The sequence below is a fragment of the Kosakonia oryzae genome (assembly GCF_001658025.2).
GTDB classification, from domain to species: Bacteria; Pseudomonadota; Gammaproteobacteria; order Enterobacterales; family Enterobacteriaceae; genus Kosakonia; species Kosakonia oryzae.
In genome coordinates this window covers 5,220,454-5,236,281 of sequence record NZ_CP014007.2, presented here as the reverse complement: position 1 = coordinate 5,236,281, position 15,828 = coordinate 5,220,454, and the positions used below count along the sequence as shown (strand labels likewise).

The 15,828-nt window shown below is 53.6% G+C and carries 14 protein-coding genes; 11 read left to right on the top strand and 3 right to left on the bottom strand.

Annotation, left to right across the window (positions count from 1 at the left end):
- Window positions 1-146: 146 nt before the first annotated feature.
- The gene (gene ilvC / locus AWR26_RS24785; RefSeq protein WP_064568890.1) at window positions 147-1,622 is read left to right on the top strand and encodes a ketol-acid reductoisomerase; all 1,476 of its coding nucleotides are present in this window, start codon (window positions 147-149) and stop codon (window positions 1,620-1,622) included.
- Between the two features lie 154 nt (window positions 1,623-1,776).
- Here ilvC and ppiC read toward each other — a convergent pair whose 3' ends face one another.
- The gene (ppiC, locus tag AWR26_RS24780) at window positions 1,777-2,058 is read right to left on the bottom strand and encodes a peptidylprolyl isomerase PpiC (protein WP_007369190.1); all 282 of its coding nucleotides are present in this window, start codon (window positions 2,056-2,058) and stop codon (window positions 1,777-1,779) included.
- A gap of 199 nt (window positions 2,059-2,257) precedes the next feature.
- Here ppiC and rep point away from each other — a divergent pair, with 199 nt between their 5' ends.
- Window positions 2,258-4,279: a DNA helicase Rep gene (rep, locus tag AWR26_RS24775; protein WP_043955896.1), complete on the top strand. Its 2,022-nt coding sequence runs from the start codon at window positions 2,258-2,260 to the stop codon at window positions 4,277-4,279.
- Between the two features lie 27 nt (window positions 4,280-4,306).
- Here the strand turns inward: rep and gppA are convergent, their stop codons facing one another.
- Both gppA and rhlB read right to left on the bottom strand, forming a co-directional pair.
- Window positions 4,307-5,791 carry a guanosine-5'-triphosphate,3'-diphosphate diphosphatase gene (gene gppA, locus AWR26_RS24770; RefSeq protein ID WP_064568889.1) on the bottom strand — a complete coding sequence of 495 codons (1,485 nt, stop codon included), beginning with the start codon at window positions 5,789-5,791 and terminating at the stop codon, window positions 4,307-4,309.
- Window positions 5,792-5,797: 6 nt separating this feature from the next.
- Window positions 5,798-7,066, bottom strand: coding sequence for an ATP-dependent RNA helicase RhlB (rhlB, locus tag AWR26_RS24765; protein ID WP_007369187.1), 1,269 nt, complete (start codon window positions 7,064-7,066; stop codon window positions 5,798-5,800).
- A gap of 144 nt (window positions 7,067-7,210) precedes the next feature.
- Between rhlB and trxA the strand changes: the two genes are divergently transcribed.
- The 9 genes from trxA (at window position 7,211) to rffA (ending at window position 15,828) form a co-directional block, all read left to right on the top strand.
- A complete protein-coding gene (gene trxA / locus AWR26_RS24760) occupies window positions 7,211-7,540 on the top strand; it encodes a thioredoxin TrxA (RefSeq protein ID WP_064568888.1) in 330 nt (109 codons plus the stop codon).
- Between the two features lie 172 nt (window positions 7,541-7,712).
- Window positions 7,713-7,796 (top strand): rho operon leader peptide, encoded by an 84-nt coding sequence (locus AWR26_RS25875; protein WP_318257782.1) that lies wholly within the window; start codon window positions 7,713-7,715, stop codon window positions 7,794-7,796.
- An 87-nt stretch (window positions 7,797-7,883) separates the two neighbouring features.
- Window positions 7,884-9,143: a transcription termination factor Rho gene (gene rho / locus AWR26_RS24755; RefSeq protein ID WP_004386383.1), complete on the top strand. Its 1,260-nt coding sequence runs from the start codon at window positions 7,884-7,886 to the stop codon at window positions 9,141-9,143.
- Between the two features lie 244 nt (window positions 9,144-9,387).
- Window positions 9,388-10,491, top strand: coding sequence for a UDP-N-acetylglucosamine--undecaprenyl-phosphate N-acetylglucosaminephosphotransferase (gene wecA / locus AWR26_RS24750; protein WP_043955884.1), 1,104 nt, complete (start codon window positions 9,388-9,390; stop codon window positions 10,489-10,491).
- Between the two features lie 13 nt (window positions 10,492-10,504).
- Window positions 10,505-11,551 carry an ECA polysaccharide chain length modulation protein gene (gene wzzE / locus AWR26_RS24745; RefSeq protein ID WP_064568887.1) on the top strand — a complete coding sequence of 349 codons (1,047 nt, stop codon included), beginning with the start codon at window positions 10,505-10,507 and terminating at the stop codon, window positions 11,549-11,551.
- 57 nt (window positions 11,552-11,608) lie between these two features.
- Window positions 11,609-12,739: a non-hydrolyzing UDP-N-acetylglucosamine 2-epimerase gene (gene wecB, locus AWR26_RS24740; RefSeq protein WP_071892951.1), complete on the top strand. Its 1,131-nt coding sequence runs from the start codon at window positions 11,609-11,611 to the stop codon at window positions 12,737-12,739.
- Window positions 12,736-13,998, top strand: a complete 1,263-nt coding sequence (wecC, locus tag AWR26_RS24735) for a UDP-N-acetyl-D-mannosamine dehydrogenase (RefSeq protein ID WP_064568886.1) — start codon at window positions 12,736-12,738, stop codon at window positions 13,996-13,998. The genes wecB and wecC overlap by 4 nt, the downstream gene beginning before the upstream one ends.
- 17 nt (window positions 13,999-14,015) lie before the next feature.
- Entirely contained in the window at window positions 14,016-14,693 is a 678-nt protein-coding gene (rffC, locus tag AWR26_RS24730; RefSeq protein ID WP_064568885.1) for a dTDP-4-amino-4,6-dideoxy-D-galactose acyltransferase, read from the top strand.
- 4 nt (window positions 14,694-14,697) lie between these two features.
- Window positions 14,698-15,828: a dTDP-4-amino-4,6-dideoxygalactose transaminase gene (gene rffA / locus AWR26_RS24725; RefSeq protein WP_064568884.1), complete on the top strand. Its 1,131-nt coding sequence runs from the start codon at window positions 14,698-14,700 to the stop codon at window positions 15,826-15,828.

Genomic DNA, 15,828 nt, shown 5'->3' with positions numbered 1-15,828 from the left:
CCACAAATTTACATTGCAAAAATTGCAATGTGACATTGTTAATATATCAATTTAAGCAACGCATTTCCTGTCATATAGTGGGTTCAATCTCGCGAATCAGCGAACTGAACAATAAGCACGACAACACAACATCATGAGGTCTTACCATGGCTAACTACTTTAATACACTGAACCTGCGCCAGCAGCTGGCGCAGCTGGGCAAATGTCGCTTTATGGCGCGTGAAGAATTTGCCGATGGCGCAAGCTACCTTCAGGGTAAAAAAGTGGTCATTGTCGGTTGCGGCGCTCAGGGGCTGAACCAGGGTCTGAACATGCGCGACTCCGGTCTGGATATCTCTTACGCTCTGCGTAAAGAAGCTATCGCGGAAAAACGCGCCTCCTGGCGTAAAGCGACCGAAAACGGTTTTAAAGTAGGTACCTACGAAGAGCTGATCCCGCAGGCGGATCTGGTTGTTAACCTGACGCCGGACAAACAGCACTCTGACGTTGTGCGTTCCGTACAGCCGCTGATGAAAGATGGCGCTGCGCTGGGTTACTCCCACGGTTTTAACATCGTCGAAGTGGGCGAGCAGATCCGTAAAGACATCACCGTCGTGATGGTGGCGCCGAAGTGCCCGGGTACCGAAGTGCGTGAAGAGTACAAACGCGGCTTTGGCGTACCGACGCTTATCGCTGTTCACCCGGAAAACGATCCGAAAGGTGAAGGCATGGCGATTGCCAAAGCGTGGGCTGCGGCGACCGGCGGTCATCGCGCAGGTGTTCTGGAATCCTCTTTCGTAGCGGAAGTGAAATCTGACCTGATGGGCGAGCAGACCATTCTCTGCGGTATGTTACAGGCCGGTTCTCTGCTGTGCTTCGACAAGCTGGTGGCCGACGGTACTGACCCGGCTTATGCCGAAAAACTGATCCAGTTTGGCTGGGAAACCGTGACCGAAGCCCTGAAGCAGGGCGGTATCACACTGATGATGGATCGTCTGTCTAACCCGGCGAAACTGCGTGCTTACGCGCTGTCCGAACAACTGAAAGGCATCATGGCGCCGCTGTTCCAGAAACATATGGATGACATCATCTCCGGCGAATTTTCTTCCGGCATGATGGCTGACTGGGCCAACGACGATAAAAAACTGCTGACCTGGCGTGAAGAGACCGGTAAAACCGCGTTCGAAACCGCACCGCAGTTTGAAGGCAAAATCAGCGAGCAGGAGTACTTCGACAAAGGCGTGCTGATGATTGCGATGGTGAAAGCGGGCGTTGAGCTGGCGTTCGAAACCATGGTGGCTTCCGGCATTATCGAAGAGTCGGCGTACTATGAGTCTCTGCACGAACTGCCGCTGATCGCTAATACCATCGCGCGTAAGCGCCTGTATGAGATGAACGTCGTGATTTCCGATACCGCTGAGTACGGCAACTACCTGTTCTCTTATGCCTGCGTGCCGCTGCTGAAAGAGTTTATGACCACGCTGCAAACCGGCGATCTGGGCAAAGCGATTGCGGAAGGCGCAGTTGATAACGCGCAGCTGCGTGATGTGAACGAAGCGATTCGCAGCCATGCGATTGAGAAAGTGGGCCAGAAACTGCGTGGCTACATGACGGATATGAAACGTATCGCGGTAGCGGGTTAATTCCGACCTATGGATGCGTTGGCGGCGTTCGTACACCCCGGTCATATAGTTTCTATACTTCCGGGGATGTACTTTCCCTAAGCCGAAATCCATAGGTAATGGAAAGCAGTAACGAGCATAAGCCCGGTAAGCGTTAGCGCCACCGGGCTTTTTATTAGTTGCGGTACAGCACTTTAATGATGTGATAACCGAACTGAGTGTGCAGCGGGCCGGTTGGCTCCAGCACCGGGCAGGAGAACACGACTTTGTCGAACGCCGGTACCATCTGGCCCTGACGGAATTCGCCTAAGTGACCGCCTTTTTTACCTGACGGGCAGATAGAGTGTTTCTTCGCCAGTTTCTCGAAATCGCCGCCGTTTTTGATCTGTTCCAGAAGATCCTGTGCCAGTTTCTCTTCTTTAACAAGTATATGGAGTGCTGCTGCGGTTTTTGCCATGATCGTGCCTTGAGTGTGAGAGTTTACGCTCGCTATACTACCACGCTGTTATACACTTCGATCTCTTTGTTGGCTGCGTCTGTTCACCCCGGTGACTTACTTCTGTAAGCTCCTGAGGATTCAGCTTTGCCGCCTTGATGCAGTCTGAATAGCGTTGTGTACATTTTCTCCCTCCCGTTTTTCATTGAGTGATCTTTTTATGCGTTTGAACCCCGGACAACAACAAGCCGTCGAATTCGTCACCGGACCCTGCCTGGTGCTTGCGGGTGCGGGATCCGGTAAAACACGCGTGATCACCAACAAAATCGCGCATTTGATCCGCGGCTGTGGCTATCAGGCGAAACATATCGCGGCGGTGACGTTTACCAACAAAGCGGCGCGCGAAATGAAAGAGCGTGTGGCGCAAACGCTGGGGCGCAAAGAGGCGCGCGGTTTGATGATCTCCACCTTTCACACGCTGGGGCTAACGATCATTAAGCGCGAGTTCGCCGCACTGGGGATGAAATCCAACTTTTCGCTGTTTGATGACACCGATCAGGTCGCGTTGCTGAAAGAGCTGACTGAAGGGCTGATCGACGATGACAAAGTGGTGTTACAGCAGTTGATCTCCACGATCTCGAACTGGAAAAACGATCTGCTGACGCCGCCGCAGGCTGCCGCACAGGCAAAGGGCGAGCGCGATCGTATTTTTGCTCACTGCTATGGTTTGTACGATAGCCATATGAAATCGTGCAACGTGCTCGATTTTGACGATTTGATTTTGCTGCCGACACTGTTATTGCAGCGCAATGAAGAGGTGCGCGAACGCTGGCAGAACAAGATCCGCTATCTGCTGGTGGATGAATATCAGGACACCAATACCAGCCAGTACGAGCTGGTGAAATTGCTGGTGGGGCAGCGCGCGCGTTTTACGGTGGTGGGCGATGACGATCAGTCGATCTACTCCTGGCGCGGTGCGCGTCCGCAAAACCTGGTGCTGCTGAGTCAGGATTTCCCTGCGTTGCAGGTGATTAAGCTGGAGCAAAATTACCGCTCATCCGGGCGTATTCTGAAGGCGGCAAACATCCTGATCGCCAACAACCCGCACGTATTTGAAAAGCGTCTTTTTTCAGAGCTGGGCTATGGGCCAGAGCTGAAGATCCTTAGCGCGAATCACGAAGAACATGAAGCCGAACGTGTTACCGGGGAGCTGATAGCTCATCACTTCGTCAACAAAACCCAGTACAAAGATTATGCGATTCTTTATCGCGGTAACCATCAGTCGCGGGTGTTTGAAAAATTCCTGATGCAGAACCGCATCCCGTACAAAATTTCCGGCGGCACGTCGTTTTTCTCGCGTCCGGAAATCAAAGACCTGCTGGCTTATTTGCGTGTGCTGACCAATACGGAAGACGACAGCGCTTTTTTGCGGATTGTGAATACGCCTAAGCGCGAGATTGGCTCCGCTACCCTGCAAAAGCTGGGTGAGTGGGCGATGCTGCGCAACAAAAGCCTGTTTGCCGCCAGCTTTGATGTTGGCCTGAATCAGACGCTCACCGGACGCGGCTATGAATCATTGACGCGCTTTACGCAGTGGCTGAGCGATGTACAGCAGTTGTCCGAGCGTGAGCCGATTGCCGCGGTACGCGATTTGATCCACGGCATCGACTATGAATCATGGCTGTTTGAAACCTCGCCCAGCCCAAAAGCCGCCGAAATGCGGATGAAAAACGTCAATACGCTGTTCGGCTGGATGACGGAAATGCTGGAAGGTAGCGAACTGGATGAGCCGATGACGCTGGCGGAGGTGGTCACGCGTTTTACCCTGCGCGATATGATGGAGCGCGGTGAGAGCGATGACGAATCTGACCAGGTGCAGCTAATGACGTTGCACGCCTCCAAAGGGCTGGAATTTCCGTATGTCTTCCTGGTCGGTATGGAAGAGGGATTACTGCCGCATCAGAGCAGCATCGATGAGGATAACGTCGATGAAGAGCGGCGCCTTGCCTATGTGGGCATCACCCGGGCACAGAAGGAGCTGATTTTCACCCTCTGTAAAGAGCGCCGTCAGTATGGCGAACTGGTGCGCCCGGAGCCCAGCCGTTTCCTGCTGGAATTGCCGCAGGATGACCTGATCTGGGAGCAGGAGCGCAAAGTGGTGAGCGCTGAAGAGCGGATGCACAAAGGCCAGGCCAACGTGGCAAATATTCGCGCCATGCTGGCGAAAGCAAAAGAGAAGTAAAAAGCCCGGCGATACCGGGCTTCACGCTTACTGAATTTCCAGCGGCCAGTGGACGTAGCTTTGCCACTGGCTTTCCTGCTCGATTAACTCCGCGCCCAGCGGGTGACTTTTCAGCCACCCCTGCGGCAACGACAGCGTCAGTTTTTCTCCTTGCGCGCTGACGGTAATTTCCGGCAACAAATCGTCGCGACGGCGGCTGGCAAAAATAATCGCCAGGCGCAGCAGGCGGCAGAGATGTTCTGCAACGCGCGGCGGGACGGCGTTTTGCTGATGCAGGGAAGAGAGATCGACAGCATTGGTCTGATTCAGCAGCAGCGTGGCGAGCAGTTTTTTCTGCGCTGGCGTAAAGCCCGGCAGATCGAGATTGCGTACCAGCCATGCTGCATGCAGCGGCGCCTGTTTAAACTCAATGCTCAAACCAATTTCATGCAGTTCGCAGGCAACTTGCAATATTTCGATGCTGTAAGCATCAAGTTCCCACTCTTTATCCACATCCAGCGCAAAGCGTTTTGCCAGCGCTGTCACGCGACGGGCTTGATCGGTATCGATCATAAAACGGCGCTGAATGTTGCGCAGCGTACGGCTGCGAATATCCTGATCGACCGCCAGATGCAGCATGCCATAGACCAGCCCTTCTCGCAGCGCACCGCCAGCCAGCGTCATGCTGGCAATATTCATCTCGGTGAAGATTGCGATCAGAATCGCCAGCCCGCTTGGAAATACCAGCGCACGCTCCAGCGTCAGACCTTCGATCTCCAGTTCTTCAAGCCGCCCACACTGAATGGCGCGCTGCTTAAGTTGCTGAAGTTTGGCGAGAGTAATGCGTTCATCCATACCCTGCGCCATCATGATTTCTTGCAGGGCCTGCACGGTGCCGGATGCGCCAACGCACACTTTCCAACCGTGCCGGCGAAGCTCATCGGCGACCGGGCGCAGCACTTCACGCGCAGCATGCTCTGCGGCGTCGAAATTTTCCTGTCCGAGATTGCGGTCGGTAAAAAAACGTTCAAGCCAGGTGACACAGCCCATCGACAGACTAAACAGCGAAGTGGTTTGCGCGCCGGTGCCAGTCACCAGTTCGGTGCTGGCGCCGCCGATATCCACCACCAGACGCTGATCCGCACCGCCAGTGGTATGCGCAACACCCTGATAAATCAGGCGTGCTTCCTCTTCACCGCTGATGACCTGCACCGGGCAACCGAGGATGACTTGCGCTTTATTGAGGAATTCCTGGGCGTTGACCGCCAGGCGGAGCGTGGCTGTCGCCACAACGCGGATTTGCTGTGCGGGAATATCCTGAAGACGCTCTGAAAACAGACGCAGGCATTGCCAGCCGCGTTCCATCGCTTCCTGGGAAAGCTGATTTTCATTGCTCAGGCCCGCCGCCAGGCGAACCTTGCGTTTGATGCGGGAAAGCGTCTGAATGCTTCCCGCCACCTCGCGCACAACCAGCATATGAAAACTGTTGGAGCCAAGATCAATAGCGGCATAGAGCGAGGCGGAACCAAGCATATTTTTTTAACCTGAACGACGACGATTACGTGGCGCACCACCACTGCGGCGCGGACCGTTACCTGAGCGCGAACGCGTCAGGCGTTTCGGCGGCGGTAATTCGCTGAGCAGCGCATCCGGATTGTATTTACTCACCGGAATTGAGTGCCCGATATACGTTTCAATTGCGGGCAGGTTCAGCGCGTACTCTTCACATGCAAGGCTGATAGAGTTGCCGCTGGCGCCCGCACGGCCCGTACGACCGATGCGGTGCACGTAGTCTTCGCAATCGTCCGGCAGATCGTAGTTAAAGACGTGGGTAACAGCAGGAATATGCAGACCACGCGCCGCAACGTCTGTTGCGACCAGAATATCGAGATCGCCGCGGGTAAATTCATCAAGAATACGCAGGCGTTTTTTCTGCGCTACATCGCCAGTCAGCAGGCCAACGCGATGACCATCGGCAGCCAGATGGCCCCAGATATCTTCACAGCGGTGCTTGGTGTTGGCGAAAATAATGGCGCGATCCGGCCACTCTTCTTCGATCAGCGTTTGCAGCAGACGCATTTTCTCTTCATTAGAAGGATAGAAAAGCTCTTCTTTAATGCGGTGGCCGGTTTTCTGTTCCGGTTCTACTTCGACGTACTCTGCGTTGTTCATCTGCTCGAATGCGAGTTCACGTACCCGATAAGAGAGGGTGGCGGAGAACAGCATGTTCAGACGCTGTGTGGCTGCCGGCATGCGGCGGAACAGCCAACGGATATCTTTAATAAAGCCCAGATCGTACATACGATCGGCTTCGTCCAGCACCACGACCTGAACTGCGGCCAGGTTAATATGGTTCTGTTTGGTGTAATCGATCATACGACCGGTGGTGCCGATTAGAATATCGACGCCGCTTTCCAGCACTTTGAGCTGTTTGTCGTAGCCATCACCGCCGTAAGCCAGACCCAGTTTCAGACCTGTTGACTGCGCAAGCGGTTCTGCATCGGCATGAATTTGTACCGCGAGTTCACGCGTCGGCGCCATAATAATTGCACGCGGCTGGTTCACTTTACGGTCTTCGATCGCCGGGTGAGAGAGGAGATAATGAAACGTTGACGTTAAGAACGCCATCGTTTTACCGGTACCGGTTTGCGCCTGACCTGCAACGTCACGGCCCGCCAGCGTTAGCGGAAGAGCCAGAGCCTGTATAGGCGTGCAATTATGAAACCCTTTATTTTCAAGGGCTTCGATCACCTTTGGGTGCAGGGCGAAGTCGGAAAACTTCTGTTCAGTTAAATGTGTTTTGCTCATAGTGTGGTAGAATATCAGCTTACTATTGCTTTACGAAAGCGTATCCGGTGAAATAAAGTCAACCTTTAGTTGGTTATTGTGGCATCAATACGTTGTTGTTTTATGCTACACCAACACATCAGGCTTATTCCTGTGGAGTTATATATGAGCGATAAAATTATTCACCTGACTGACGATAGTTTTGACACGGATGTACTCAAAGCGGACGGGCTTGTTCTCGTTGATTTCTGGGCAGAGTGGTGTGGACCGTGCAAAATGATCGCCCCGATTCTGGATGAAGTCGCTAATGAGTACGAAGGCAAACTAACCATTGCGAAACTGGATATCGACCGCTACCCAAGCATCGCGCCGAAGTACGGTATTCGTGGTATTCCAACCCTGCTGGCGTTTAGAAACGGCGAAGTGGTTGCAACCAAGGTGGGTGCCTTGTCTAAAGGCCAACTGAAAGAGTTCCTGGACACCAATCTGGCGTAATATCAGGTTCCGCCGGCGCGCCAGTCGTCCTAATTTTTTAGGATCGCTGGACGCCCGGCTTCTGCCGTGCTAATTTAGTTTTGACTTCGTTTTGAACATACCTTTAGTTGTTTGAACCTTGCATTACCCGATACTTCCCGCAGAGCAATATCGCCGCGACGGAAGTAAACAGATTCCGGGCTTATCACTCATTCCGTCTTGTCGTTTCAGTTCTGCGTACTTTCTTGTGACCAGGCACCGATCAGATATGAGTTGATGGCCGTTAACAGGCATGGATGACCCTGCCATACCATTCACAACATTAAGTTCGAGATTTACCCCGAGTTTAAGAACCCACACCATTATGAATCTTACCGAATTAAAGAATACGCCGGTTTCTGAGCTGATCACTCTCGGCGAAAATATGGGGCTGGAAAACCTGGCCCGTATGCGCAAACAGGACATCATTTTCGCCATCCTGAAGCAGCACGCGAAGAGTGGCGAAGATATCTTTGGCGACGGTGTGCTGGAGATTTTGCAGGATGGATTTGGTTTCCTCCGTTCCGCAGACAGCTCCTACCTCGCCGGCCCTGACGACATCTACGTATCCCCCAGCCAAATCCGCCGTTTCAACCTCCGTACTGGTGACACCATTTCAGGTAAGATTCGCCCTCCTAAAGAAGGTGAACGTTACTTTGCACTGCTGAAAGTTAACGAGGTGAATTTCGATAAGCCGGAAAACGCGCGTAATAAAATTCTGTTCGAAAACTTAACGCCGCTGCACGCAAACTCTCGTCTGCGTATGGAGCGTGGTAATGGTTCGACCGAAGACTTAACCGCTCGCGTACTGGATCTGGCATCGCCGATCGGCCGCGGTCAGCGCGGTCTGATTGTTGCGCCGCCGAAAGCGGGTAAAACCATGCTCCTGCAGAACATCGCGCAGAGCATTGCGTATAACCATCCGGATTGCGTACTGATGGTGCTGCTGATTGACGAACGTCCGGAAGAAGTGACGGAAATGCAGCGTCTGGTAAAAGGTGAAGTAGTTGCTTCTACCTTCGATGAACCGGCTTCCCGCCATGTGCAGGTCGCTGAAATGGTTATCGAAAAAGCCAAACGTCTGGTTGAGCACAAGAAAGACGTTATCATTCTACTGGATTCCATCACCCGCCTGGCGCGTGCTTACAACACCGTCGTTCCGGCTTCCGGTAAAGTATTGACGGGTGGTGTGGATGCTAACGCCCTGCATCGTCCGAAGCGTTTCTTCGGTGCTGCGCGTAACGTGGAAGAGGGCGGCAGCCTGACCATTATCGCGACTGCGTTGATCGATACCGGTTCGAAGATGGATGAAGTGATTTACGAAGAGTTTAAAGGCACCGGTAACATGGAGCTGCATCTCTCTCGTAAAATCGCAGAAAAACGCGTCTTCCCGGCGATTGATTACAACCGTTCCGGCACGCGTAAAGAAGAGCTGCTCACCACTCAGGAAGAGCTGCAGAAGATGTGGATCCTGCGCAAAATCATCCATCCAATGGGTGAAATTGATGCCATGGAGTTCCTCATTAACAAGCTGGCGATGACGAAGACAAATGATGAATTCTTCGACATGATGAAGCGCTCTTAATCCAAATAAACCTCAGAAACGCCACGTTTTTACGTGGCGTTTTTCATTTCTGGGCTATACGCTATATGCACCCGGACAGGTATTGTCCAACACTGGCGACGGCTGGATGGCGTTTCGAAGGTCAAAACCTTCCATTTGGCTGAAAAGCAAACAATAACGCCTGTGATTGACCTGCATTCTCCTTTTATGGAGTGTAGCAACGTCGTTATACTGCCAGGATCAACATTTGCTGAGAGCATGCATTGTGAGTTTATCCACTGCGATTACTGAATTATTCGGTATTTTCTTGTTTACAACGGTTTTCCTGTTCTTCGCCCGAAAAATGGCGAAGCACGTAGGCCTGGTAGACAAACCTAATTCCCGAAAAAGACACCAGGGGCTAATCCCATTGGTTGGGGGGATTTCAGTTTACGCGGGGATTTGCTTCACTTTCAGCGTTACAGACTACTACATTCCCCACGTTGGTCTTTATCTTGCCTGCGCAGGCGTGCTGGCGTTTGTCGGGGCGCTGGACGATCGTTTCGATATCAGCGTCAAAACCCGCGCAGCTATTCAGACGGTCATTGCCGTTGTGATGATGTGGGCCGGTAATCTCTACCTTAGCAGCCTCGGTTATATCTTTGGATCGTGGGAGATGGTGCTGGGTCCGTTTGGCTATCTGCTTACGCTGTTTGCCGTCTGGGCGGCAATTAACGCGTTTAATATGGTAGACGGCATTGATGGTCTGCTCGGCGGTCTTTCCTGTGTCTCGTTTGCGGCGATTGGTATTATTTTATGGTTTGATGGGCAGACCAGCCTGGCGCTGTGGTGTTTTGCCATGATCGCGGCAATTCTGCCTTATATTCTGCTCAACCTTGGTCTACTGGGGCGGCGTTATAAAGTGTTTATGGGCGATGCCGGTAGCACGCTGATTGGTTTCACCATCATCTGGATTTTACTGGAAACGACCCAGGGTAAGACCCATCCGATAAGCCCGGTGACGGCGCTATGGATTATTGCTATTCCTTTGATGGACATGGTGGCGATTACCTACCGACGTTTGCGTAAAGGCATGAGCCCATTCTCACCCGATCGTCAGCATATTCACCACCTCATCATGCGGGCGGGTTTCAGTTCCCGTCAGGCATTTGTACTCATCACGCTTGCTGCGGCAATACTGGCCAGCATTGGTGTCGTGACAGAGTACCTTCATTTTATTCCTGAATGGGTAATGTTGGCATTGTTTTTGCTGGCATTCTTCTTATACGGTTACTGCATCAAACGCGCCTGGAAAGTCGCGCGCTTAATGAAACGAGTTAAACGCAGAATGCGCCGTCACAGCGCGTCTAAATCAACACTAACCAAGTAAATCCGGGAAAGCGATGACTCAACCATTGTCGGGAACACCTTCAGCGGGTACGGAAAATGAGCTGGATATTCGAGGACTGTTTCGTACTTTGTGGGCAGGAAAACTGTGGATTGGGGGGATGGCGCTGCTGTTTGCACTGCTTGCGCTGGCCTGGACTTTCTTTGCGCGGCAGGAATGGAGTGCGACGGCCATTACGGATAGCCCTACGGTTAACATGCTTGGCGGATTTTACTCCCAGCAACAATTTTTACGTAATCTGGATGTGAAGGCGAATCTGGCGCCCGTTGAACAACCTTCGGTAATGGATGAATCCTATAAAGAGTTTGTTGTGCAACTGGCTTCATGGGACACGCGCCGTGATTTTTGGTTGCAGACGGACTACTACAAGCAGCGTCTGGTGGGTAACAGTAAAGCTGATGCAGCGACGCTGGATGAGTTAATCAACAATATCCAGTACACGCCGGGCGATGCGGCCCGCAATCTCAATGACAACGTCAAGCTGATTGCTGAGACCGCGCCGGATGCGAACAATTTGTTGCGCCAGTACGTGGCTTTCGCCAGCCAGCGCGCCGCCAGCCATTTAAACGATGAGCTGAAAGGGGCGTGGGCCGCGCGTACTATGCAAATGAAAGCCCAGGTTAAGCGCCAGGAAGAGGTGGCGAAAGCGATCTACAACCGTCGCCTGCATAATGTTGAGCAGGCGCTGAAAGTGGCCGAGCAGCATAATATTTCACGCAATGAAACCGAGGTTCCACCCGACGAGTTACCCGATTCGGAACTGTTTATGTTAGGCCGCCCGATGTTGCAGGCGCGGCTTGAGAACTTGCAGGCTGTGGGGCCTCAATTCGATCTGGACTATGATCAAAACCGGGCGATGCTGAATACTCTTAACGTCGGGCCTACGCTGGACCCGCGTTTCCAGACTTATCGTTACTTGCGTACACCGGAGGAGCCGGTGAAGCGAGACAGCCCGCGCCGTGTTTTCCTGATGATCATCTGGGGTATCGTTGGGGTGTTAGTCGGCGCCGGGGTGGCATTAACACGTCGCCGTACACATTAAGCGACGCCTGAGATGAAGGCACGGGGCCTTCATCCCTCTAAAACAAAGAGAATCGTTGTGAAAGTACTCACCGTATTCGGCACACGACCAGAAGCTATCAAAATGGCTCCGCTGGTACATGCGTTGGCAAAAGATCCTGACTTTGAGGCGAAAGTTTGCGTCACTGCACAGCATAGGGAAATGTTGGATCAGGTGTTGAGCCTTTTCTCGATTGTTCCGGATTATGACCTGAATATCATGCGCCCCGGACAGGGGCTGACGGAGATCACCTGCGGCATTCTTGAAGGGCTAAAGCCGATTCTTGAATCGTTCCGCCCTGATGTTGTGCTGGTGCATGGCGATACAACAACCACCATTGCAGCGAGCCTTGCTGCTTTTTACCAGCGAATTCCTGTTGGCCATGTGGAGGCCGGACTGCGCACTGGCGATCTCTCTTCGCCCTGGCCCGAAGAGGCCAACCGTACTCTGACGGGCCATCTGGCAATGTATCACTTTGCGCCGACAGAAAATTCTCGCCGTAATTTGCTGCGTGAAAACGTGGCCGATAACCATATTTTTGTGACGGGCAATACGGTGATTGATGCCCTGTTCTGGGTGCGCGACAGCATAATGAATACTTCTGGTCGCTATGAAGAACTGGCGGTGCGCTATCCGTTCCTCGATGACAACAAGAAACTGATCCTTGTCACCGGGCATCGCCGCGAGAGTTTTGGTCGTGGGTTTGAACAGATTTGCCATGCGCTGGCGGATATTGCCGCGCAACATGATGATGTGCAGATTGTTTACCCGGTGCACCTGAACCCCAACGTCAGTGAGCCGGTAAACCGAATTCTGGGCCATGTTGAAAACGTGAGCCTGATTGAGCCGCAGGATTACCTGCCATTTTTGTGGTTGATGAATCGCGCCTGGCTAATCCTCACCGATTCAGGCGGTATTCAGGAAGAAGCGCCTTCATTAGGTAAACCAGTGCTGGTGATGCGGGATACGACCGAGCGTCCGGAAGCCATCGAAGCGGGAACGGTAAAGCTGGTCGGTACGAATCGCCTGCGCATTGTAGAAGAGGTTACGCGCCTGCTTCGCGATAACGATGCCTGGCAAGCGATGAGCCATGCACACAACCCCTATGGCGATGGACAGGCCTGCGGGCGCATTTTGCACGCACTTAAAAACAATCGGATAACACTATGAGCTTTACAACCATTTCCGTGATCGGCCTTGGCTACATTGGCCTGCCTACTGCTGCCGCTTTTGCCTCCCGGCACAAACAGGTCGTGGGAATCGATATCAACTCGCACGCTGTGGACACCATTAACCGTGGTGAAATCCATATTGTCGAGCCCGAGTTGAGTAGCGTGGTCAAAGCGGCGGTGGATGGCGGTTATCTGCGGGCCAGCACCACGCCAGTGGCGGCCGATGCTTACCTGATTGCCGTGCCGACGCCCTTTAAAGGCGAGCACGAACCCGATATGACATATGTCGAAGCGGCAGCCAAATCCATTGCGCCGGTGCTGACGAAAGGCGCGCTGGTGATCCTCGAATCCACTTCGCCCGTCGGCGCAACCGAGCAGATGGCTGACTGGCTCGCCGCAGCGCGACCGGATCTTACTTTCCCGCAACAGGCGGGCGAAGCGGCCGATGTGAACATCGCTTACTGCCCGGAGCGCGTGCTGCCGGGGCAGGTGATGGTAGAGCTGATCAAGAATGACCGCGTGATCGGTGGTATGACGCCGGTCTGCTCGGCGCGCGCCAGCGAGCTATACAAGATTTTCCTTGAGGGCGAGTGTGTGGTGACCAACTCCCGCACCGCTGAAATGTGCAAACTCACCGAAAACAGTTTCCGCGATGTGAACATCGCCTTCGCTAACGAACTGTCGTTAATCTGCGCCGAACAGGGGATCAATGTCTGGGAGCTGATTCGTCTGGCGAATCGCCATCCACGCGTAAACATTTTGCAACCGGGGCCGGGCGTTGGCGGGCACTGCATTGCTGTCGATCCCTGGTTTATCGTGGCGCAGAACCCGCAGCAGGCGCGGCTTATCCGTACGGCGCGCGAGGTGAACGATTATAAACCTCACTGGGTGCTGAACCAGGTTAAAGCCACCGTTGCCGACTGCCTGACAGCCAGCGGTAAACGCGCCAGCGAGATTAAAATCGCCTGCTTCGGGCTGGCGTTTAAACCGAATATTGACGATCTGCGCGAAAGTCCGGCGATGGAAATTGCCAGCGATATTGCTCAGTGGCACAGCGGGGAAACGCTGGTTGTCGAGCCGAATATCCATCAACTTCCGGCAGCGCTGAGTAACCACGCGTCGCTGGTGAATACCGCAGATGCGCTGGCCCAGGCAGATGTGCTGGTGCTGCTGGTCGATCACAACGAATTTAAAGGGGTGGAGAGTAGCCGAATCACGCAACGCTACATCGTGGATACCAAAGGCGTCTGGCGCTAAGGCGTAAAGGGGGCGAAATGGCAATTCACGGAACGTTAGAAGAGCTGGCCTGGGAAAGCGCGTTTTTTGGCGTACGCAGTGCGATTATTCGCCTGCAACCTGCGGCTCCCGCGCTGAGCGTGACGGATTTTAGCGCCTGGGAACGCGTACAGGTAAAGCTGGCGGCGTCGCAAACCGCGCAACTGGATGCTTTGCAAACGTTCGGTTTTCAACTGGTAGAGGGCGAGATCGACTTTTCGCTGACGGTATCGCCGCAGGGCGTTGATCCCGCTGCCGAACTGGCCACCGCCGACGATATCCCTGAATTACGCCGTCTGGCGGCCGGGATCTTCGTGCAGAGCCGTTTTCGTGCGCCCTGGTATGCGCCTGATGCAAGCGGGCGATTTTATGCGCAGTGGATAGAAAACGCAGTAAGAGGCGTATTTGACCATCAATGTCTGCTGTTTCGCGGTGAAAATGGCGAAATTGCGGGCTTTGTTTCTCTGCGTCAGCTTAACGGGCAGGAGGCGCGTATCGGCCTGCTGGCCGGGCGCGGCGTCGGAGAAAAATTAATGCAGGCTGCGTGTCACTGGGCGCGACAGCGGCAACTAACTCTTGTGCGTGTCGCTACCCAACTTGGGAATACGGCAGCACTTAAACGATATATTCAGAGCGGCGCGAACGTGGAAAGCACCGCTTTGTGGTTATACAGGTGACTCTATGATCCCCTTCAATGCACCACCGATAGTAGGCACGGAAATCGACTACATGCAGTCGGCGATGGGTAGCGGTAAATTATGCGGCGATGGCGGTTTTACCCGTCGCTGTCAGCAGTGGATGGAACAGCATTTTCATAGCGCGAAAGCGCTGCTGACGCCGTCCTGTACCGCATCGCTGGAAATGGCCGCGCTGCTGCTGGATATTCAGCCCGGTGATGAAGTGATCATGCCGAGCTATACCTTCGTTTCCACCGCCAATGCGTTTGTGCTGCGCGGCGCAAAAATCGTCTTTGTCGATATCCGCCCGGATACGATGAATATCGATGAAACCTGCATTGAAGCAGCCATTACCGATAAAACCCGGGCGATTGTACCGGTGCATTACGCGGGCGTAGCCTGCGAGATGGACACTATTATGGATATCGCCAGGCGGCATAATCTGTTTGTGGTGGAAGATGCTGCGCAAGGCGTGATGTCCACCTACAAAGGACGTGCGCTTGGCACTATCGGTCATATTGGCTGCTTCAGCTTTCATGAAACCAAAAACTACACCGCTGGCGGCGAAGGCGGCGCAACGCTGATTAACGATCGCGCGCTGGTGGAGCGGGCGGAAATTATCCGCGAGAAAGGCACCAACCGCAGCCAGTTTTTCCGTGGGCAGGTGGATAAGTACACCTGGCGCGATATCGGTTCCAGCTACCTGATGGCGGATTTGCAGGCGGCCTATCTCTGGGCGCAACTGGAAGCGGCAGATCGCATCAATCAGCAGCGCCTCGCGCTGTGGCAAACCTACTATGACGCGCTGCTACCGCTGGCGCGCGCCGGGCGCATTACGCTGCCAACCATTCCGGCAGATTGCGGCCACAATGCGCACATGTTCTACATCAAGCTGCGTGATGAAGCCGATCGCCGTGCATTGATCGCTTTCCTGAAAGAGGCGGAGATCCTGGCGGTGTTCCATTACATTCCGCTGCATGCGTCGCCTGCCGGAGAAAAATTTGGCGAATTCCACGGCGAAGATCGCTACACCACGGTGGAAAGTGAGCGTTTGCTTCGTCTGCCGCTGTTTTACAATCTGGCGCCGGTTAACCAGCGCACGGTTATCAGCACCCTTCTGAGCTATTTCTACTGA

Coding starts and splice junctions, on each gene's coding strand:
- ilvC (WP_064568890.1), top strand. CDS start 147: ATGGCTAACTACTTTAATACACTGAACCTGCGCCAGCAGCTGGCGCAG.
- ppiC (WP_007369190.1), bottom strand. CDS start 2,058: ATGGCAAAAACCGCAGCAGCACTCCATATACTTGTTAAAGAAGAGAAA.
- rep (WP_043955896.1), top strand. CDS start 2,258: ATGCGTTTGAACCCCGGACAACAACAAGCCGTCGAATTCGTCACCGGA.
- gppA (WP_064568889.1), bottom strand. CDS start 5,791: ATGCTTGGTTCCGCCTCGCTCTATGCCGCTATTGATCTTGGCTCCAAC.
- rhlB (WP_007369187.1), bottom strand. CDS start 7,066: ATGAGCAAAACACATTTAACTGAACAGAAGTTTTCCGACTTCGCCCTG.
- trxA (WP_064568888.1), top strand. CDS start 7,211: ATGAGCGATAAAATTATTCACCTGACTGACGATAGTTTTGACACGGAT.
- rho (WP_004386383.1), top strand. CDS start 7,884: ATGAATCTTACCGAATTAAAGAATACGCCGGTTTCTGAGCTGATCACT.
- wzzE (WP_064568887.1), top strand. CDS start 10,505: ATGACTCAACCATTGTCGGGAACACCTTCAGCGGGTACGGAAAATGAG.
- wecC (WP_064568886.1), top strand. CDS start 12,736: ATGAGCTTTACAACCATTTCCGTGATCGGCCTTGGCTACATTGGCCTG.
- rffC (WP_064568885.1), top strand. CDS start 14,016: ATGGCAATTCACGGAACGTTAGAAGAGCTGGCCTGGGAAAGCGCGTTT.
- rffA (WP_064568884.1), top strand. CDS start 14,698: ATGATCCCCTTCAATGCACCACCGATAGTAGGCACGGAAATCGACTAC.